This is a genomic window from Actinomadura sp. J1-007, assembly GCF_009793335.1.
Taxonomy (GTDB): domain Bacteria; phylum Actinomycetota; class Actinomycetes; order Streptosporangiales; family Streptosporangiaceae; genus Spirillospora; species Spirillospora yumaensis.
Genome location: NZ_WING01000001.1, coordinates 4,122,921 through 4,142,063, shown reverse-complemented (window position 1 = coordinate 4,142,063; position 19,143 = coordinate 4,122,921). Strand labels below are relative to the sequence as shown.

Below are 19,143 nucleotides of genomic sequence, written 5' to 3'. Positions count from 1 at the left end.
CAGATGCCCGGTGGTTATTACCGGCTGGAACGCCCGCCCCCGGAGGGGCGGGGACTCACCAGCTCGACTTCGTGATGCCGGGCAGCTCGCCCTTGTGCGCCATCTCGCGGAAGCAGACGCGGCACAGGCCGAACTTCCGGTAGACGGAGCGCGGACGCCCGCAGCGCGAGCAACGAGTGTAGCTGCGCACGCCGAACTTGGGCTTCCGAGCCGCCTTGGCGATCAGTGCCTTCTTCGCCATTCGCTCAGCTCTCCTTGAACGGGAAGCCCAGGAGCTTCAGGAGCGCCCGGCCCTCGTCGTCGGTCTTGGCGGTCGTGACGACCGTGATGTCCATGCCCCGGGTGCGGTCGATCTTGTCGGGGTCGACCTCGTGGAACATGACCTGCTCGGTCAGCCCGAACGTGTAGTTGCCGTTGCCGTCGAACTGCTTCGGCGACAGGCCGCGGAAGTCGCGGATGCGCGGCAGCGCGGTCGACAGCAGCCGGTCCAGGAACTCCCACATCCGGTCGCCGCGCAGCGTGGCGTGCGCGCCGATCGGCATGCCCTCGCGCAGCTTGAACTGCGCGATGGACTTGCGGGCCCGGTTCACGGCCGGCTTCTGGCCGGTGATCGCCGACAGGTCGCGGATCGCGCCCTCGATCAGCTTGGCGTCCTTGGCCGCGTCGCCGACCCCATGTTGACCACGATCTTGGTCAGCCCGGGGATCTGCATCACGTTCGCGTAGCCGAACTGCTCGCGCATCTTGCCCGCGATCTCCTCGCGGTAGCGCAGCTTCAGCCGCGGCGCCGGAACGGGGCGCTCGGTCGCGGTCTCGGTGACGGTCTCGGTCATGGGTCTCAGATCTCCTTACCGCTGCGGCGCGAGATCCGGACCTTGGTGCCGTCCTCGTTGACGCGGTAGCCGATCCGGACCGGCTTGCCGTCCTCGGCGATGGCGACATTGCTGACGTGCAGCGGAGCCTCGACCGTCACCCGGCCGCTCTCCTTGCCGGCGCGCTGCTGGTCGGCCTTGATGTTCTTGGTGATCAGGTTGACGCCCTCGACGACGACGCGCTCGGCGCGCGGGTCGACGCGCAGGACCTTGCCCGTCGCGCCCTTGTCCTTGCCGGCGATGACGACGACCTCGTCGCCCTTCTTGATCTTCATCACAGCACCTCCGGCGCGAGCGAGATGATGCGCATGAACTTCTTCTCGCGCAGTTCACGACCCACCGGGCCGAAGATACGGGTGCCGCGGGGGTCACCGCCGTCCTTGATCAGGACGGCGGCGTTCTCGTCGAAACGGATGTAGGAGCCGTCCGGGCGCCGGCGCTCCTTGCGGGTGCGCACGACGACCGCCTTGACGACGTCACCCTTCTTCACGCCCGCGCCGGGAAGGGCGTCCTTCACCGTCGCGACGATGATGTCGCCGACTCCCGCGTAGCGCCGACCCGAGCCGCCGAGAACCCGGATGCAAAGGATCTCCTTCGCACCCGTGTTGTCGGCGACCTTGAGTCGCGACTCCTGCTGGATCACGTCAACTCCTGTTCGTCACACCGGTTCTCAGCCGATCCCTCGGCTGAGCCTGGCGGAACCAGTAATTACTTGGCCTTCTCAAGGATCTCCACCACGCGCCAGCGCTTGCTGGCCGACAGCGGGCGGGTCTCCATGAGGCGGACGCGGTCGCCGACGCCACACTCGTTGGCCTCGTCGTGCGCCTTGTAGTTCTTCGTGCGGCGGATCACCTTGTGGTACCGGCGGTGGGTCACGCGGTCCTCGACGGACACGACCACGGTCTTGTCCATCTTGTCGCTGACCACCAGGCCCTCAAGGACCTTGCGGCTGCTCCGCTGCTCGGTCTGCTGCTCAGTCATCGTTGTCCTCCACGGACGCAACCTCTTCGTCCTCGGTGACCGTGACGATGCCGAGCTCCCGCTCCCGCATCACGGTGTAGATGCGGGCGATCTCGCGCTTGACGGTGCGCAGCCGCCCGTGGCTCTCAAGCTGGCCGGTCGCGGCCTGGAAGCGGAGGTTGAACAGCTCCTCCTTGGCCTCCCGGAGCTTGGTGACCAGGACGTCCTCGGGCTCGGTCCGCAGGTCGTCGGCGGTAAGACCCTTGGCCATCAGGACTCACCCACCTCTCGCTTCACGATCTTGCACTTCATCGGCAGCTTGTGGATCGCGCGGGTGAGCGCCTCCCGAGCGACCTGCTCGTTCGGGTAGGAGATCTCGAACATCACGCGGCCCGGCTTGATGTTGGCCACCCACCACTCGACCGAGCCCTTGCCGGAGCCCATGCGGGTCTCGGCGGGCTTCTTGGTCAGCGGACGGTCCGGGAAGATGTTGATCCACACCTTGCCGCCGCGCTTGATGTGGCGGGTCATGGCGATACGCGCGGCCTCGATCTGCCGGTTGGTCACGTACGCGGCCTCGACGGCCTGGATGCCGTACTCGCCGAACGTCACCCGCGTGCCGCCCTTGGCCATGCCCCGGCGCTTCGGGTGGTGCTGCTTGCGGTGCTTGACCTTACGAGGGATCAGCATGGGTTATTCAGCTCCCCTCACCACTCGCAGCCGGAGTCGCCGACTCGGCCGGCGCGGCCTGCTGCTCTGAACTCTGCTGCTGCTTCGGCGCGCCACCGCGCTCGCCGCCACCGGCACCGGGGCCGCCGGCGCCGCCGCGACCGCCGCGGCCACCACGGCCGCCGCCACCGCGACGCTCGCCGCCGCGACCGCCGCCGCGGCGCTCGCCGCCGCCACCGCCGCCCTGGGCGCGCTGCTGCGCGGCCTTGGCCTCGCGCTCGGCGCGCGTCGCCGCGGCCTCGCCCTTGTAGATCCACACCTTCACGCCGATGCGGCCGAACGTCGTACGGGCCTCGTAGAACCCGTAGTCGATGTCGGCGCGCAGCGTGTGCAGCGGGACCTGGCCCTCGCGGTAGAACTCCGACCGCGACATCTCCGCGCCGCCGAGGCGGCCGGAGCACTGGACCTTGATGCCCTTGGCGCCGGACTTCATCGCCGACTGGATCGCCTTGCGCATGGCGCGGCGGAACGCGACGCGGCTCGACAGCTGCTCGGCCACGCCCTGCGCGACGAGCTGCGCGTCGATCTCGGGGTTCTTGACCTCGAGGATGTTGAGCCGCACCTGCTTGCCGGTCAGCTTCTCCAGGTCGCCCCGGAGGCGCTCGGCCTCCGCGCCGCGGCGGCCGATGACGATGCCCGGCCGGGCGGTGTGGATGTTGACCTCGACACGGTCACGGGTCCGCTCGATCTCCACCTTGGAGATGCCCGCCCGGTCCATGCCCTTCTGGAGCATGCGCCGGATCTGGACGTCTTCCTTGACGTAGTCCTTGTAGAGCTTGTCGGCGAACCACACGGACTTGTGGTCGGTGGTGATGCCGAGCCGGAACCCGTGCGGGTTGATCTTCTGACCCACTACCGGGCCCTCCTCGTCTTCTTACCGCCGGGCGAGGCCGAGGCCCCGTCCCGCGACTCCACGACCACGGTGATGTGGCTCGTGCGCTTGTTGATGCGGTAAGCCCGGCCCTGGGCGCGGGGGCGGAAACGCTTGAGGGTCGGGCCCTCGTCCACCCACGCGCGGCTCACGACGAGCGTGTCCGAGTCGAGCTTGAAGTTGTGCTCGGCGTTGGCGATGGCACTCGCCAGCACCTTGCCCACAGGCCCACTCGCAGCCTGGGGGCGAACCGCAGCGCCGCCTGAGCCTCCGCGGCAGGCAGGCCGCGGATGAGGTCCACCACGCGGCGGGCCTTCCTGGGCGTGACGCGGATGAACCGCGCCTGGGCCCTGGCTTCCATCGCTGTTCCCTCTCTCCTACGTTCTAGCTGCCTGCTCAGCCGCGACGGCTGCGGCGGTCTTCCTTGACGTGGCTGCGGAACGTCCGCGTCGGCGCGAACTCGCCGAGCTTGTGCCCCACCATGGCGTCGGTGATGAACACCGGCACGTGCTTGCGGCCGTCGTGCACGGCGATCGTGTGGCCGATCATGTCCGGCACGATCATGGAGCGCCGGGACCACGTCTTGATGACGTTCTTGGTGCCCTTCTCGTTCTGGACGTCCACCTTCTTCATGAGGTGGTCGTCCACGAAGGGGCCCTTCTTAAGGCTACGTGGCATGTCGGACGACTCCTACCGCTTCTTCTTGCTGCGACGACGGACGATCAGCCGGTCGCTCGACTTGTTCGCCTGGCGAGTGCGGCCTTCCTTCTTACCGTTCGGGTTCACCGGGTGGCGGCCACCGGAGGTCTTGCCCTCACCACCACCGTGCGGGTGGTCGATCGGGTTCATGGCGACACCGCGGACGGTCGGGCGCTTGCCCTTCCACCGCATCCGGCCGGCCTTGCCCCAGTTGATGTTGGACTGCTCGGCGTTGCCGACCTCGCCCACCGTGGCGCGGCAGCGGACGTCCACCATGCGCATCTCGCCGGAGGGCATGCGCAGCGTGGCGTACTTGCCCTCCTTGGCGAGGAGCTGGACGCCGGCGCCCGCGGAACGGGCGATCTTGGCGCCGCCGCCGGGCCGCAGCTCGATGGCGTGGATGACCGTACCCGTCGGGATGTTGCGCAGCGGCAGGCAGTTGCCCGGCTTGATGTCCGAGCCCGGCCCGTTCTCGACCCGGTCGTTCTGCCGCAGGCCCTGCGGGGCGAGGATGTAGCGCTTCTCGCCGTCGGCGTAGTGCAGCAGCGCGATCCGCGCGGTGCGGTTGGGGTCGTACTCGATGTGCGCGACCTTGGCCGGCACGCCGTCCTTGTCGTGGCGGCGGAAGTCGATCACGCGGTACGCGCGCTTGTGGCCACCGCCCTGGTGCCGGGTGGTGATGCGGCCGTGGTTGTTGCGGCCGCCCTTCTTGGGGAGCGGACGCAGCAGCGACTTCTCGGGCTCGCGGCGGGTGACCTCGACGAAGTCGGCCACGCTGGAGCCGCGACGACCCGGGGTCGTCGGCTTGTACTTACGGATGCCCATCTTATTCGTTCATCCCTTGTCTGCTTCGGGACCTCGGCTGTTACGCCGGGCCGCCGAAGATGTCGATCCGCTCGCCCTCGGCCAGGCTGACGATGGCGCGCTTGACGTCCTTGCGCTTGCCGTAGCCGAACCGCGTGCGCTTGCGCTTGCCCTGCCGGTTGAGCGTGTTGACGCTCGTCACCTTGACGCCGAACACGGCCTCGACGGCCTGCTTGATCTGCGTCTTGTTGGCGTCCGGGCGAACGACGAACGTGTACTTGTTCTCGTCCAGCAGGCCGTAGCTCTTCTCCGACACGACCGGCGCGATGATGACGTCGCGGGGGTCAGCGATCTTGTTCATGTGCGACCCTCCTTACTTCTTCGCCGCGCGCGCGATGAACTCGTCGTACGCCTTCTGCGTGAAGACGACCTCCTCGTTCACCAGCACGTCGTAGGTGTTGAGCTGGTCGGAGACGATCACGTGCACGCTCGGCTCGTTGCGCAGGCTCTTCCAGGTCACCTCGTCCTCGCGGTCCAGGACCAGCAGGACGCTCTTGGCCTCGGTGACGCCGCGCAGCGCGGTCAGCGCCGTCTTCGTCTTCGGGGTGTCGCCCTCGATGAGGTGGTCCACCACGTGCACCAGGCCGAAGCGGGCACGGTCGGACAGGGCGCCGCGCAGGGCGGCGGCCTTCATCTTCTTGGGCGTCTTCTGCGTGTAGTCGCGCGGCTGCGGGCCGTGGACGACGCCGCCGCCGGCGAACTGGGGCGCGCGGGTCGAGCCCTGGCGGGCGCGGCCGGTGCCCTTCTGCCGGTACGGCTTCTTGCCGCCGCCGCGGACGTCGCCGCGGGTCTTGGTCGCGTGGGTGCCCTGCCGGGCCGCGGCCTGCTGCGCCACCACGACCTGGTGGATCAGCGGCACGCTCGTCTTCGCGTCGAAGATCTCGGCGGGCAGGTCGATGTCGAGCTTGGAGGTCACTTGCCCGTCCCCTTCACTGCGTCGCGGACCAGGACCACGCCGCCGTTGGGACCGGGAACCGCGCCCTTGATGAGGAGCAGGTTCTTCTCCGAGTCGATGGCGTGGACGGTCAGGTTCTGCACGGTGGTGCGGGCGTTGCCGTGCCGCCCCGCCATGCGCAGGCCCTTGAAGACGCGACCGGGGGTCGCGCAGCCGCCGATCGAGCCCGGCGAGCGGTGCTTGCGCTGGGTGCCGTGCGAGGCGCCGAGGCCCTTGAAGCCGTGGCGCTTCATGACACCCGCGGTGCCCTTGCCCTTGCTCGTGCCGGTGACGTCGATCCGCTGGCCGGCCTCGAAGACCTCAACGGTGATCTCCTGGCCGAGTTCGTACTCGGTGGTGTCGTCCGACCGCAGCTCCACGAGGTAACGGCGCGGCGTGACGCCGGCCTTCTCGAAGTGACCCGTGCGCGGCTTGTTCACCTTGCGCGGGTCGATCTGACCGAACCCGAGCTGGACGGCGGTGTAGCCGTCCTTCTCCTGGCTCCGGAGCTGGGTCACGACACACGGCCCGGCCTGGACGACGGTCACCGGAACGATCCGGCCCTCATCGTCGAAGACCTGGGTCATGCCGAGCTTCTCGCCCAGGACGCCCTTCCTCTGCGTACTCATCTCGGTGCGTCCCTTAGAGCTTGATCTCGATGTCAACGCCGGCCGGAAGGTCGAGTCGCATCAGCGAGTCGACCGTCTTGGGCGTCGGGTCGATGATGTCGATCAACCGCTTGTGCGTGCGCATCTCGAAGTGCTCGCGGCTGTCCTTGTACTTGTGCGGCGAGCGGATGACGCAGTACACGTTCTTCTCGGTCGGCAGCGGCACCGGGCCCGCGACCTTGGCGCCCGTCCGCGTCACCGTCTCAACGATCTTCTTCGCGGAGGTGTCGATGACCTCGTGGTCGTAGGCCTTGAGCCGGATGCGGATCTTCTGTCCCGCCATGGTGGCCTCGGTGTCCTTTGCTGGTAGTGCCGCTGTTACTTCGTCTGTTCGCGGTACGGCGGCCCGGCTGTCGAGCCTTTCCCGGACGGCCCCGGAGGGCTCCCCCGGGACCGGCGCGGGCGGCCGGGCCGCCGTACTGCGAGAGGTGTTACTTGTTGATCTTCGTCACGCGACCGGCGCCCACCGTCCGGCCACCCTCGCGGATGGCGAACTTCAGGCCCTCCTCCATGGCGATGGGCTGGATCAGCTCAACGCTCATCTCGGTGTTGTCGCCCGGCATGACCATCTCGGTGCCCTCAGGGAGGTTCACCACGCCGGTCACGTCCGTGGTCCGGAAGTAGAACTGCGGCCGGTAGTTGTTGAAGAACGGCGTGTGGCGGCCGCCCTCGTCCTTGGACAGGATGTAGACCTGCGCCTCGAACTCGGTGTGCGGGGTGTTGGTGCCCGGCTTGATGATGCACTGGCCGCGCTCGACGTCCTCGCGCTTGATGCCGCGCAGGAGCAGGCCGACGTTGTCGCCCGCCTGGCCCTGGTCGAGCAGCTTGCGGAACATCTCGACACCGGTGACCGTGGTGCTGGTCGAGGTGTCCTTGATGCCGATGATGTCGACGGTCTCGTTGACGTTGATCACGCCGCGCTCGATCCGGCCGGTGACGACCGTGCCGCGGCCGGTGATCGAGAAGACGTCCTCGATCGGCATCAGGAACGGCTTGTCGGTGTCGCGGACCGGCTCGGGCACGTTCTCGTCGACGGCGTTCATCAGCTCGACGATCGACTCGCCCCACTTCTCGTCCCCCTGGAGGGCCTGGAAGGCGGAGACGCGCACGACCGGGACGTCGTCGCCCGGGAACTCGTACTCGGACAGCAGCTCGCGGACCTCGAGCTCGACGAGCTCCAGGATCTCCTCGTCGTCCACCATGTCGCACTTGTTGAGCGCGACGACGATGTAGGGGACGCCGACCTGGCGGGCCAGGAGCACGTGCTCCTTGGTCTGCGGCATCGGGCCGTCGGTCGCGGCGACCACCAGGATCGCGCCGTCCATCTGCGCGGCGCCGGTGATCATGTTCTTGATGTAGTCCGCGTGCCCCGGGCAGTCGACGTGCGCGTAGTGCCGCGCCTCGGTCTGGTACTCGACGTGCGCGATGGAGATGGTGATGCCGCGCTCGCGCTCTTCGGGGCCTTGTCGATGTCCTCGAACGGCGTGAACGGGTTGAGGTCCGGGTACTTGTCGTGCAGCACCTTGGTGATCGCCGCGGTAAGGGTGGTCTTACCGTGGTCGATGTGCCCAATGGTGCCGATGTTCACGTGCGGCTTCGTCCGCTCGAACTTGGCCTTCGCCACTGGTTGCTCCTTGTTGCGATCCTCGGCCGTCTAGACGACCGCTTCGATGTACGTCCTGGTGATCTGTGGGCAGGCCCGGGTGCTTACTCGCCCCGCGCCTTGGCGATGATCTCCTGCGCGACGTTCCCCGGAACCTCCGCGTAGGAGTCGAACTGCATGGTGAAGACAGCCCGGCCCTGGGTCTTGCTTCGCAGATCACCCACGTAGCCGAACATCTCGGAGAGCGGGACAAGGGCCTTGATGACCCGCATGCCCGTACGCTCGTCCATGGACTGGACCTGGCCGCGCCGGCTGTTCAGGTCGCCGATCACGTCGCCCATGTTGTCCTCGGGCGTGGTGACCTCGACGGCCATCATCGGCTCCAGCAGCGTGGGAGTCGCCCTGCGGGCGGCGTCCTTGAACGCCATGGATCCGGCGACCTTGAACGCCATCTCCGACGAGTCGACCTCGTGGTAGGCGCCGTCTCGCAGGGTGACCTTGACGCCCACCATCGGGTAGCCCGCGAGGACGCCGAACTCGGCGGCCTCCTGGCAGCCCGCGTCCACCGACGGGATGTACTCCCGCGGGATGCGGCCGCCGGTGACCTTGTTCTCGAACTCGTAACCGTCGGACCCGCCGCCGAGCGGCTCCAGGTCGATGATCACGCGGCCGAACTGGCCCGAGCCACCCGTCTGCTTCTTGTGGGTGTACTCGACCTTCTCGACCTTCTTGGTGATCGTCTCCCGGTAGGCCACCTGCGGGCGGCCGACGTTGGCCTCGACCCGGAACTCGCGCTTCATCCGGTCGACGAGGATCTCCAGGTGGAGCTCGCCCATCCCCCAGATGATGGTCTGGCCGGTGTCGGGGTCCGAGCGGACCTGGAAGGACGGGTCCTCCTCGGCCAGCCGCTGGATCGCGGTGCCCAGCTTCTGCTGGTCGCCCTTGGTCTTCGGCTCGATCGCGACGTTGATCACGGGCGCCGGGAAGTTCATCGACTCAAGGACGATCGGGACGCGTCGTCGCACAGCGTCTCGCCGGTGGTGGTCTGCTTGAGACCCATCACCGCCACGATGTCGCCCGCGCCGGCGCGCTCGATCTCGGTGCGCTTGTTGGCGTGCATCCGGTAGATCTTGCCGATCCGCTCCTTGCGCTCCTTGACGGAGTTCAGCACCGCGGTGCCGGTCTCCACCACGCCGGAGTAGATGCGCACGAACGTGAGCTTGCCCAGGTGCGGGTCACTCGCGATCTTGAACGCCAGCGCGGAGAACGGCTCGTCCTCGCTCGGCTTGCGCGTCAGCACCTGGTCCTCGTCGCGGACGGCGTGGCCCTCGATGGCCTCGACGTCCAGCGGCGACGGCAGGTAGCGGACGATCGCGTCCAGCAGCGGCTGCACGCCCTTGTTCTTGAAGGCGGTGCCGCAGGTGACCGGGGTCAGCTTCGCGGCGATCGTCGCGCGGCGGATGCCGGCGTGGAGCTGCTCGACGGTGGGCTCGGTGCCCTCCAGGTACAGCTCCATGAGCTCGTCGTCGTTCTCGGCGAGCGTCTCGACCAGCTTGTCGTGCCACTCGCGCGCGACCTCGGCGTGCGACTCGGGGATGTCGAGCGTGTCGTACATCTCGCCGAGCTTGGCCTCCTCGTTCCAGAGCAGCGCCTTCATCGCGACCAGGTCGATGATGCCCTTGAAGTCGGACTCGGCGCCGATCGGGAGCTGGAGGACCAGCGGCGTCGCCTGGAGGCGGTTCTCGATCATGTCGACGCAGCGGTGGAACTCCGCGCCGACCCGGTCGAGCTTGTTGACGAAGCACATGCGCGGCACGCCGTACCGGTCGGCCTGGCGCCACACCGTCTCGGACTGGGGCTCCACGCCCGCCACACCGTCGAACACCGCGACCGCGCCGTCGAGCACCCGCAGGTTGCGCTCCACCTCGACGGTGAAGTCGACGTGCCCCGGGGTGTCGATGATGTTGATCGTGTGCTTGATGTCATCGACCGGCCATTCGCAGGTGGTGGCCGCGGAGGTGATGGTGATCCCCGCTCCTGCTCCTGCTCCATCCAGTCCATGGTGGCGGCGCCGTCGTGGACCTCGCCGATCTTGTAGCTCATCCCGGTGTAGTACAGGATGCGCTCGGTCGTCGTGGTCTTGCCCGCGTCGATATGGGCCATGATCCCGATGTTGCGGACCTTGGCCAGGTCTACACCGGTTTTGGTAGCCACTGTGCCCTCGCGTCGTCTCTCGTCGTCAGTCGTGTCCCGCCGGGGTTACCAGCGGTAGTGGGCGAACGCCTTGTTGGACTCCGCCATCTTGTGCGTGTCCTCGCGCTTCTTCACGGACGCGCCAAGGCCGTTGCTCGCGTCGAGCAGCTCGTTCATCAGCCGCTCGGTCATGGTCTTCTCGCGACGCTGGCGGGCGTACACCACCAGCCACCGCAGGGCGAGCGTGGTGCTGCGCGCCGGCCGCACCTCGACGGGGACCTGGTAGGTCGCGCCACCGACACGGCGGCTGCGGACCTCCAGCGTCGGCTTCACGTTGTCGAGCGCGCGCTTGAGCGTGACGACCGGGTCGTTGCCGGTCTTCTCGCGGGCGCCCTCCAGGGCGTCGTAGACGATGCTCTGGGCGATCGAGCGCTTGCCGTCCAGAAGGATCTTGTTGATGAGCGCGGTGACCAGCGGCGAGTTGTACACCGGGTCAGCGATCAGCTGGCGCTTGCCAGCGGGGCCCTTGCGCGGCATCAGCTCTTCTCCTTCTTGGCGCCGTACTTGCTGCGCGCTTGCTTGCGGTTGCGCACACCCTGGGTGTCCAGGGAACCGCGGATGATCTTGTACCGAACACCCGGGAGGTCCTTCACTCGGCCGCCGCGCACGAGCACGATCGAGTGCTCCTGAAGGTTGTGCCCGACGCCGGGGATGTAGGCCGTGACCTCGATCCCGCTGGTCAGCCGGACACGTGCGACCTTGCGAAGCGCGGAGTTCGGCTTCTTGGGCGTCGTCGTGTAGACGCGCGTGCAGACACCCCGGCGCTGGGGGCTGCCCGTCAGCGCAGGCGTCTTGTTCTTGGTCACCTTGTCCTGGCGGCCCTTTCGGACCAGCTGCTGGATCGTGGGCACCGCGTCTCCGTCTTCCTCGTACCGAGCCGGTAAGTCTTGTGTTCTTTCAGGGTTCCGCTCGCGCGGGACCCGTCATCACCACCTCACGGGAGGCTGTGACCTGCCGGTTTCCCGACCTCTCCGACCCACGCGGTCGGGCGTGTCGCCGCCGCACGCTTCTCAAGCCGCGCGAAACTGACACGGACCGCCCGGCCCAAACAGGGCCGAATCAAGCCGGGGAGTGGTTGCGGCACTGGGCCGGCCCCTGAAGAGCCCTACCACGCGCACGCAGAGTGGGCCCGCATACTGCGGGCACGAAGAGAGAGATTACCGGCCCTCGCGCGGAAGTGCAAAGCGAGCGACGCAATATCGTGCCGAGCCCCTCCGGCGCAACCCCGGCGTACCGTCCAAGACCGTCTTCCCGTAGCCCCAACGGCCGGATGCCGACGGGAGTTCCGCCCGGGAGGGCGGAGATCCGTCGGCATCCGGTCGGGCCGCTATCCGGACCCGCGGTACGGGTGCGATCCGCGGGTCCGGCGAGTCGTCACATCAGGACGGCCACCACGACCACGACGAGGAGCACGACGACGACCGCGCCGATGATGATGAAGAGGTTCTTGTTGCTCTTGCCCTCGCCGCCTTCGGCGACGCCGCCGTACCCCGGGTAGGCGCCGCCCTGCTGGCCCTGGCCCTGGCCCTGCTGGCTGGGCTGGCCGTACTGGGCCTGCTGGCCGTACTGCTGGGGCTGCCCGTACTGCTGCTGGTCGCCCTGCGGCGGGAACTGCTGCTGCTCACCCTGCTGGCCGTAGGGGGACTGCTGGGCGGGCTGGCCGTACTGCTGGTCCTGCTGCCCGTACTGCTGCTGGGCCTGTTGGCCCTGCTGCCCCTGTTGCCCCTGCTGCTGGCCGAAACCGCCCTGCTGGCCGTACTGCTGCTCCTGCTGGCCGTACTGCTGCTGCTCCTGCTGGCCGAACTGGTCCTGCTGCTGTCCGAACGGGGACTGCTCGCCGAAGGGGGCCTGCTGGTCGGACGGCGGGAACTGCTGCGCGCCCTGCGGCGGGTAGGGCTGCTGCCCGTATCCCTGCTGGGGCGAGGACCACTGCTGCTGGCCGATGTCCATGCGGGTGTGCTCGGGCATGCCGGACGGCTCGCCGCCCTGGCCCGGGTCGAACGACTGCGTGGGGCGTCCGTCCTCCTGCTCGCCCTGCGAGGGGCGCCGTACGCCTGCTGCTCCTCGCCCGACGAGGCCGGGGACGCGCCGAAGCCCGAGTCGGGCGGCGGCACCATCATCGTGCGCTCGTGGTCGCCCTGCTGCTGCGACTGAGGCTGCCCCTGCGCCTGGGACGGCGCCTGCGCGTCCGGCGACCACGGCTCGGGGGTGGGCGGCGGCGTGGGGGCCTGCCACGGCTCGGACGGGGCCTCGTGCTTGCGCTCCGGACCCGTCGCCACCGGAACGTCGGTGCCCGGCGACCAGTGCAGCGTCGCCGCGTCGTCCACCTTGGGCCGCTCGGGCTCGGCGCCCGGGCCTGGAACGATCAAAGTGCGGTCGGCGACGCCGCCCTCGGGTTCGGCGGGGGACGTCTCGGGGGCGCGCGCCTGCGGGGCCTGCGGCTCGGGCGGTGCCGTGAACGGCTCCTGCTGCCCGTACCCGCCCGGCGCCTGCCCGTACGGCTGCCGCTGCTCAGGCTGGCCGTACGGGTTCTGCTGCTGTTCCGGCTGGCCGTACGGCTGCTGCGGGTACGGCTGCTGCTGGGGCGGCTGCGGCGGCTGGTTGTAGGGCTGCTGCTGCCCGTACGGGTTCTGCTCCTGCTGCGGCGCGTACCCCTGCTGCTCGGGCTGCGGCGCGTAGCCGCCCTGTCCGTAGTCCTGGGACGGGGGCGCGTAGGGCTGCTGCTGCGGAGGCGGCGGCGGGCCCTGCGGAGCCTGCGGCGCGACCGGAGGCTGCATGGGCTCGATCATCGTCGCGGGCGGAGGGGCCGGGGCGGGCCGTTCCTCCCTCGGGGCGCCGGGGGCTGCTGCTGCGGGGCCTGCCCGCCGAGCTGCGGGGCGCCGAAGACGACCGTACGGTCGCCCATGGGCCGGGCCGGGGGCTCCTGCTGCTCGTCCCGCGGGCCGCCCTTGGCCGCGTCCTCGTCGTCCGGCAACGGCCACTGCGGTCCCTGCGTGCCGTCATTGTCGGTCATCGTCGGGCTCCTTCAGCGCCGTCGTCCCGGGGCCCTTCAGCACCCGGGCCGCTCGGAGACGCGCGGCGCGTTACGCGGCCTCCGAGCCTTTGCCACCGGTTCGCCCACGCGATGGTGTCGCCATCTAGTGGGCGTTTTCGCCTCCAGCCTGCCCCGATCGCCGGTGGTATCGCAAATCACCGCGGCCTCCGGCTCCCGGAACGCGACCGTTCGGTTCATCGTCGCATGTCAGGAGTGTCCGAGCACCGGGTGCGGACGGTAGGGGGCCTCCAGGCGCGCGATCTCCTCGGCGGAGAGCTCGATGTCCGCGGCGGCGAGGGCGTCGTCCATGTGCCCGAGCTTCGTCGCCCCGATGATCGGCGCCGCGACGCCCGGCCTGCCCATCAGCCAGGCCAGCGCGATCCGCGCCGGCGGGACGCCCCGTTCCGAAGCGACCTTTCTCACCGCGTCCACCACGTCGAAGTCGGCGTCCTCGTACATGCTCTCGGCCAGCGGATCGCTGCCCGCCCGGACGGTCCGGCGCTCTCCCCCGCGCTCGCGGTTGCCGGCGAGCAGGCCGCGCGCGAGCGGGCTCCAGGGGATGCAGCCGACGCCCTGGTCCAGGCAGAGCGGGATCATCTCCCGCTCCTCCTCGCGGTAGACGAGGTTGTAGTGGTTCTGCATGGACACGAACTTCGTCGCCGCCACGTGCTGCGCCTTGGCGAACTGCCAGGCGTACATGCTCGACGCCCCGATGTAGCGCGCCTTGCCCGCCTTGACGACGTCGTGCAGGGCCTCCATGGTCTCCTCGATGGGCGTCTCGTAGTCCCACCGATGGATCTGGTAGAGGTCCACGTACTCGACGCCCAGCCGCCGCAGGGACGCGTCGATCGAGGCCATCACGTGCTTGCGCGACAGCCCGCGGTCGTTCGGCGCGTCGCTCATGGGGAAGTAGACCTTGGTGGCGAGGACGTAGTCGTCGCGCCTGGCGAAGAACCGGGGCAGCAGCCGTCCGGTGATCTCCTCGCTCTTCCCCAGCGAGTACATGTCGGCGGTGTCGAAGAAGGTCACGCCCCCTTCGACGGCCCGCCGCACGATCGGCTCGGCCGCGTCCTCGCCCAGGAACCACTCCCGTGACGCCGGATCCCCGTAGCTCATCATCCCCAGGCACACCCGGGAGACCTTCAGACCGCTCGTCCCCAATCGCACTTGTTCCATGACCACATACTGTCGTTCCCCACCGTCAGGGGGAACGTGGGGTTTGGGGAGCAGGGCCCGAGAGGTCCGTTCCGCCCGGCGGATGGCGCCAGCGCCTCCCCGACGCGTTCCTCAGAGGCTGTTGATGAGCTCGGCGAGCCTGTCGCCGTTGGCGAGCAGGAGGGCCCACGCGGCGAGCCAGCAGAGGGTCAGGAGCCAGCCGAGGACGATCCCGGCGATCGCCCGGCCGTCGCCGCGCCCGCCGGGGCCGTCGAGCTTCTTGCCGTACGCCAGGTGCCCGAGGACGATCGCGAAGACCGAGGTGACGCCGCAGGTCACGATGCCGAGCAGACCGAGGACCAGCGCCGCCGTCCCCACACCGTCCGCCCACGTCCGCTCCGAGGGCGGCGGCGGGGGCGGACCCTGGTGGTAGACCATGCCCGGCACGCTACAGCGCGCCTCCGGATACGTCCCGTCCCGATCGGCGTCCGGCCGGGGGCGGACACGCGGGCCCGCGCCGGACGCCGCGCATGGCAGAGGCCCCCGTCCGGCGGGTGCCGGGCGGGGGCCTCTCTGCTGTGCGCGGGACGGCCCTCAGGCCGCCGCCGGGTCAGCGGTTGTACTGGCCGAAGTCGTACTCCTCCAGGGGAACGGCCTCGCCGGAGCCCTGGCCGAAGGCGTACTCGGCTCCGTCGTCGTACGAGCCGACGGAGTAGACGGCGGCCTTCGCCTCCTCGGTGGGCTCGACCCGGACGTTGCGGTACTGGGGCATGCCCGTACCGGCCGGGATGAGCTTGCCGATGATGACGTTCTCCTTGAGGCCCAGCAGCGGGTCGCTCTTGGCGTGCATCGCGGCCTCGGTGAGGACGCGGGTCGTCTCCTGGAAGGAGGCGGCCGACAGCCACGACTCGGTCGCGAGCGACGCCTTGGTGATGCCCATCAGGACCGGGCGGCCGGCGGCCGGCACCCCGCCCTCGGCGACCACGTTGCGGTTGGTCTCCTCGAAGAGGGGACGCTCCACGAGGTCGCCGGGCAGCAGGTCGGTGTCGCCGGACTCCAGGATGTTCACCCGCTTGAGCATCTGGCGGACGATGATCTCGATGTGCTTGTCGTGGATCGACACGCCCTGCGAGCGGTAGACCTCCTGGACCTCCTGGACCAGGTGCAGCTGGACGGCGCGCGGGCCGAGGATGCGCAGCACCTCGTGCGGGTTCTGCGCGCCCTTGATCAGCTGCTGGCCGACGTCCACGTGGGCGCCCTCGCGGACACCGTCCTCCAGGCGCGACCGCATCGGGACCGGGTAGGCGATCTCGTCGGCGCCGTCGTCCGGCACGATGACGATCTTGCGCGTCTTCTCGGTCTCGTCGATCTTCACCCGGCCGGCGACCTCGCTGATCGGGGCCACGCCCTTCGGGACGCGGGCCTCGAACAGCTCCTGCACACGCGGCAGACCGTGCGTGATGTCACCGCCGGCGACACCGCCGGTGTGGAACGTGCGCATGGTCAGCTGGGTGCCGGGCTCGCCGATGGACTGCGCGGCGATGATCCCGACGGCCTCGCCGACGTCCACCCGCTTGCCGGTCGCGAGCGACCGGCCGTAGCAGGCGGCGCAGACGCCGATCTTGGCCTCGCAGACCAGGGCGCTGCGGGTCCGCACGCGGTCCACCCCGGCCTCGACCAGGCGGGACACCACCGAGTCCGACAGGTCGGTGTCGGCCGGGAAGATCACCGTGCCGTCGACGACGACGTCCTCGGCGATGGTCCGGCCGATCAGGCTGGTCTCCGTGGTGGCCAGCTTGACCAGGGTGCCGTCGGACAGGCGGTCGGCGACCTCGAACGGGATCGTGCGGTCGGTGCCGCAGTCCTCCTCGCGGACGATGACGTCCTGCGCGACGTCCACCAGGCGCCGGGTCAGGTAGCCCGAGTCGGCGGTGCGCAGCGCGGTGTCGGCCAGGCCCTTGCGGGCGCCGTGCGTCGAGATGAAGTACTCGACGACCGACAGGCCCTCGCGGAACGACGACTTGATCGGACGCGGGATGGTCTCGCCCTTGGGGTTGGAGACCAGGCCGCGCATGCCGGCGATCTGGCGGAGCTGGAGCGGGTTGCCGCGGGCGCCCGACTGGATCATCATCCAGATCGGGTTGGCCTTCGGGAACGCCTGCTCCATGTCCTTCGCCACGTCGGCCGTGGCGTGGTTCCAGATCTCGATGAGCTCCTGCTTGCGCTCGTCGTCGGTGATCAGGCCCCGGTTGAACTCCCGCTGCACCTTATCGGCGCGGCTCTCGTACGAGCCCAGGATCTCCTGCTTGTTGGGCGGGGTCACCACGTCCTCGATGGAGATGGTGACGCCCGACCGGGTGGCCCAGTGGAACCCGGTGCTCTTGAGCGCGTCCAGCGCGTTGGCCACGGCGACCTTGGGGTAGGTCTCGGCCAGCTCGTTGACGATCGCGGAGAGCTGCTTCTTGCCGATCTCCTCGTTCACGAACGGGAAGTCGTCGGGCAGCGTCTCGTTGAACAGCGCGCGGCCGAGCGTGGTCTCCAGCCGGTACGGCCGGCCCGCGTCGTAGCCCTCGGGCGCCTGCCAGCCGCGCGGCGGCGGGACGTCCTTGAGCCGGATCTGGATCTTGGCCTGGAGGGTCAGCTCGCCCCGGTCGTAGGCCATGATGCCCTCGGCGATCGACCCGAACGAGCGGCCCTCGCCGGCGTCGCCGTCCTTCTGCGTGGTCAGCCAGTAGAGGCCGATCACCATGTCCTGGGTGGGCATGGTGACGGGCTTGCCGTCCGACGGCTTCAGGATGTTGTTGGTCGACAGCATCAGGATCCGCGCCTCGGCCTGCGCCTCGGCGGACAGCGGCAGGTGCACCGCCATCTGGTCGCCGTCGAAGTCCGCGTTGAACGCGGTGCAGACCAGCGGGTGGATCTGGATGGCCTTGCCCTCGACGAGCTGCGGCTCGAACGCCTGGATGCCGAGGCGGTGCAGGGTCGGCGCGCGGTTGAGCAGCACCGGGTGCTCGGTGATGACCTCTTCGAGCACGTCCCACACGACCGGGCGGGCCCGCTCGACCATCCGCTTGGCGCTCTTGATGTTCTGCGCGTGGTTGAGGTCGACCAGGCGCTTCATCACGAACGGCTTGAACAGCTCCAGCGCCATCTGCTTCGGCAGGCCGCACTGGTGCAGCTTGAGCTGCGGGCCGACGACGATGACCGAACGGCCGGAGTAGTCGACGCGCTTGCCCAGCAGGTTCTGGCGGAACCGGCCCTGCTTGCCCTTGAGCATGTCCGAGAGGGACTTCAGGGGGCGGTTGCCCGGTCCGGTGACCGGGCGGCCGCGGCGGCCGTTGTCGAACAGCGCGTCGACGGCCTCCTGGAGCATCCGCTTCTCGTTGTTGACGATGATCTCGGGCGCGCCGAGGTCCAGCAGCCGCTTGAGCCGGTTGTTGCGGTTGATGACGCGGCGGTACAGGTCGTTGAGGTCGGAGGTCGCGAAGCGGCCGCCGTCGAGCTGCACCATCGGACGCAGGTCCGGCGGGATCACCGGGACGCAGTCCAGCACCATGCCGAGCGGGCTGTTGCGGGTGTTGAGGAACGCCGAGACGACCTTGAGCCGCTTGAGGGCGCGGGCCTTCTTCTGGCCCTTGCCCGTGCGGATGATGTCGCGGAGCTTCTCGGCCTCGGCGTCGAGGTCGAAGTTCTGGAGCCGGGCCTGGATGGCCGCGGCGCCCATGCCGCCCTCGAAGTACTTGCCGAAGCGGTCGCGCATCTCGCGGTAGAGCAGCTCGTCGCCCTCCAGGTCCTGGACCTTGAGGTTCTTGAACCGGCTCCACACCTCGTCGAGGCGGTCGATCTCGCGCTGCGCCCGGTCGCGCAGCTGCTTCATCTCCCGCTCGGCGCCGTCGCGGACCTTGCGCTTCTGGTCGGCCTTGGCCCCGGCCTCCTCCAGCTCCGCCAGGTCGCCCTCCAGCTTCTGCTGGCGGGCCTCGACCTGGGCGTCGCGGGCCTGCTCGATCTGCTGGCGCTCGACCGAGATGTGCGCCTCGAGCGTCGGCAGGTCGCGGTCGCGGCGCTCGGCGTCCACGCTGGTGATCATGTAGGCCGCGAAGTAGATGATCTTTTCGAGATCCTTCGGGGCCAGGTCCAGCAGGTAGCCGAGCCGCGACGGCACGCCCTTGAAGTACCAGATGTGCGTGACGGGCGCGGCCAGCTCGATGTGGCCCATCCGCTCACGGCGCACCTTGGCGCGGGTCACCTCGACGCCGCAGCGCTCGCAGATGATGCCCTTGAACCGGACGCGCTTGTACTTGCCGCAGTAGCACTCCCAGTCGCGGGTCGGACCGAAGATCTTCTCGCAGAAGAGCCCGTCCTTCTCCGGCTTGAGGGTGCGGTAGTTGATCGTCTCCGGCTTCTTGACCTCGCCGTGCGACCACTGGCGGATGTCGTCAGCGGTCGCCAGGCCGATGCGTAGCTCGTCGAAGAAGTTGACGTCAAGCAACTGTTTTCCCCTT

At 69.1% G+C, this 19,143-nt stretch carries 21 protein-coding genes and 4 pseudogenes; 1 reads left to right on the top strand and 24 read right to left on the bottom strand.

Annotated features, from left to right (window positions below; all coding sequences use genetic code 11):
• Positions 1–55: 55 nt before the first annotated feature.
• The 20 genes and pseudogenes from GEV43_RS18895 to GEV43_RS18800 all read right to left on the bottom strand — a co-directional run bounded on the left by GEV43_RS18895 (position 56) and on the right by GEV43_RS18800 (position 12,687).
• Positions 56–241, bottom strand: a complete 186-nt coding sequence (locus GEV43_RS18895) for a type Z 30S ribosomal protein S14 (RefSeq protein WP_160821829.1) — start codon at positions 239–241, stop codon at positions 56–58.
• A gap of 4 nt (positions 242–245) precedes the next feature.
• Positions 246–832 (bottom strand): annotated as a pseudogene (rplE, locus tag GEV43_RS18890) (50S ribosomal protein L5).
• 5 nt (positions 833–837) lie between these two features.
• Positions 838–1,146, bottom strand: a complete 309-nt coding sequence (gene rplX, locus GEV43_RS18885) for a 50S ribosomal protein L24 (RefSeq protein ID WP_160821828.1) — start codon at positions 1,144–1,146, stop codon at positions 838–840.
• Positions 1,146–1,514: a 50S ribosomal protein L14 gene (gene rplN / locus GEV43_RS18880; RefSeq protein ID WP_021596728.1), complete on the bottom strand. Its 369-nt coding sequence runs from the start codon at positions 1,512–1,514 to the stop codon at positions 1,146–1,148. Before rplN ends, rplX begins: the two co-directional genes overlap by 1 nt.
• A 65-nt stretch (positions 1,515–1,579) precedes the next feature.
• Complete coding sequence (gene rpsQ / locus GEV43_RS18875) at positions 1,580–1,852, bottom strand: 30S ribosomal protein S17 (protein ID WP_160821827.1); 273 nt, start codon at positions 1,850–1,852, stop codon at positions 1,580–1,582.
• Positions 1,845–2,102, bottom strand: a complete 258-nt coding sequence (gene rpmC, locus GEV43_RS18870) for a 50S ribosomal protein L29 (protein ID WP_160821826.1) — start codon at positions 2,100–2,102, stop codon at positions 1,845–1,847. Before rpmC ends, rpsQ begins: the two co-directional genes overlap by 8 nt.
• Complete coding sequence (gene rplP, locus GEV43_RS18865; protein ID WP_160821825.1) at positions 2,102–2,521, bottom strand: 50S ribosomal protein L16; 420 nt, start codon at positions 2,519–2,521, stop codon at positions 2,102–2,104. Before rplP ends, rpmC begins: the two co-directional genes overlap by 1 nt.
• Before the next feature lie 7 nt (positions 2,522–2,528).
• Complete coding sequence (gene rpsC, locus GEV43_RS18860) at positions 2,529–3,413, bottom strand: 30S ribosomal protein S3 (protein WP_160821824.1); 885 nt, start codon at positions 3,411–3,413, stop codon at positions 2,529–2,531.
• A pseudogene (rplV, locus tag GEV43_RS18855) lies at positions 3,413–3,792 on the bottom strand (50S ribosomal protein L22). Before rplV ends, rpsC begins: the two are co-directional and overlap by 1 nt.
• A gap of 35 nt (positions 3,793–3,827) precedes the next feature.
• Complete coding sequence (gene rpsS / locus GEV43_RS18850) at positions 3,828–4,109, bottom strand: 30S ribosomal protein S19 (protein WP_067807019.1); 282 nt, start codon at positions 4,107–4,109, stop codon at positions 3,828–3,830.
• A 12-nt stretch (positions 4,110–4,121) separates the two neighbouring features.
• Positions 4,122–4,955, bottom strand: coding sequence for a 50S ribosomal protein L2 (gene rplB / locus GEV43_RS18845; RefSeq protein ID WP_160821823.1), 834 nt, complete (start codon positions 4,953–4,955; stop codon positions 4,122–4,124).
• A 40-nt stretch (positions 4,956–4,995) separates the two neighbouring features.
• On the bottom strand, positions 4,996–5,295 hold the full coding sequence (gene rplW / locus GEV43_RS18840) for a 50S ribosomal protein L23 (RefSeq protein WP_160821822.1): 300 nt from the start codon (positions 5,293–5,295) through the stop codon (positions 4,996–4,998).
• A gap of 12 nt (positions 5,296–5,307) precedes the next feature.
• Positions 5,308–5,910 (bottom strand): 50S ribosomal protein L4, encoded by a 603-nt coding sequence (rplD, locus tag GEV43_RS18835; protein ID WP_160821821.1) that lies wholly within the window; start codon positions 5,908–5,910, stop codon positions 5,308–5,310.
• Positions 5,907–6,557 (bottom strand): 50S ribosomal protein L3, encoded by a 651-nt coding sequence (rplC, locus tag GEV43_RS18830; protein ID WP_160821820.1) that lies wholly within the window; start codon positions 6,555–6,557, stop codon positions 5,907–5,909. Before rplC ends, rplD begins: the two co-directional genes overlap by 4 nt.
• 13 nt (positions 6,558–6,570) lie before the next feature.
• Complete coding sequence (gene rpsJ, locus GEV43_RS18825; RefSeq protein WP_018657599.1) at positions 6,571–6,879, bottom strand: 30S ribosomal protein S10; 309 nt, start codon at positions 6,877–6,879, stop codon at positions 6,571–6,573.
• 148 nt (positions 6,880–7,027) lie between these two features.
• Positions 7,028–8,220: pseudogene (gene tuf, locus GEV43_RS18820) on the bottom strand (elongation factor Tu).
• Positions 8,221–8,303: 83 nt separating this feature from the next.
• A pseudogene (gene fusA, locus GEV43_RS18815) lies at positions 8,304–10,362 on the bottom strand (elongation factor G).
• Between the two features lie 96 nt (positions 10,363–10,458).
• Positions 10,459–10,929, bottom strand: a complete 471-nt coding sequence (gene rpsG / locus GEV43_RS18810; RefSeq protein WP_021597494.1) for a 30S ribosomal protein S7 — start codon at positions 10,927–10,929, stop codon at positions 10,459–10,461.
• Positions 10,929–11,303 (bottom strand): 30S ribosomal protein S12, encoded by a 375-nt coding sequence (rpsL, locus tag GEV43_RS18805; protein WP_160821819.1) that lies wholly within the window; start codon positions 11,301–11,303, stop codon positions 10,929–10,931. The genes rpsG and rpsL overlap by 1 nt, the downstream gene beginning before the upstream one ends.
• Positions 11,304–11,826: 523 nt before the next feature.
• Entirely contained in the window at positions 11,827–12,687 is an 861-nt protein-coding gene (locus GEV43_RS18800) for a hypothetical protein (protein ID WP_160821818.1), read from the bottom strand.
• Between the two features lie 21 nt (positions 12,688–12,708).
• Between GEV43_RS18800 and GEV43_RS18795 the strand changes: the two genes are divergently transcribed.
• A complete protein-coding gene (locus tag GEV43_RS18795) occupies positions 12,709–13,059 on the top strand; it encodes a hypothetical protein (protein WP_160821817.1) in 351 nt (116 codons plus the stop codon).
• A gap of 178 nt (positions 13,060–13,237) precedes the next feature.
• Here GEV43_RS18795 and GEV43_RS18790 read toward each other — a convergent pair whose 3' ends face one another.
• From GEV43_RS18790 to GEV43_RS18775, 4 genes are all read right to left on the bottom strand, one after another.
• On the bottom strand, positions 13,238–13,465 hold the full coding sequence (locus tag GEV43_RS18790; protein ID WP_160821816.1) for a hypothetical protein: 228 nt from the start codon (positions 13,463–13,465) through the stop codon (positions 13,238–13,240).
• 228 nt (positions 13,466–13,693) lie between these two features.
• Entirely contained in the window at positions 13,694–14,662 is a 969-nt protein-coding gene (locus tag GEV43_RS18785; RefSeq protein WP_160821815.1) for an aldo/keto reductase, read from the bottom strand.
• Positions 14,663–14,773: 111 nt separating this feature from the next.
• Entirely contained in the window at positions 14,774–15,079 is a 306-nt protein-coding gene (locus GEV43_RS18780; RefSeq protein ID WP_160821814.1) for a DUF4190 domain-containing protein, read from the bottom strand.
• A 172-nt stretch (positions 15,080–15,251) separates the two neighbouring features.
• On the bottom strand, positions 15,252–19,130 hold the full coding sequence (locus GEV43_RS18775; protein ID WP_160821813.1) for a DNA-directed RNA polymerase subunit beta': 3,879 nt from the start codon (positions 19,128–19,130) through the stop codon (positions 15,252–15,254).
• Positions 19,131–19,143 lie beyond the last annotated feature (13 nt).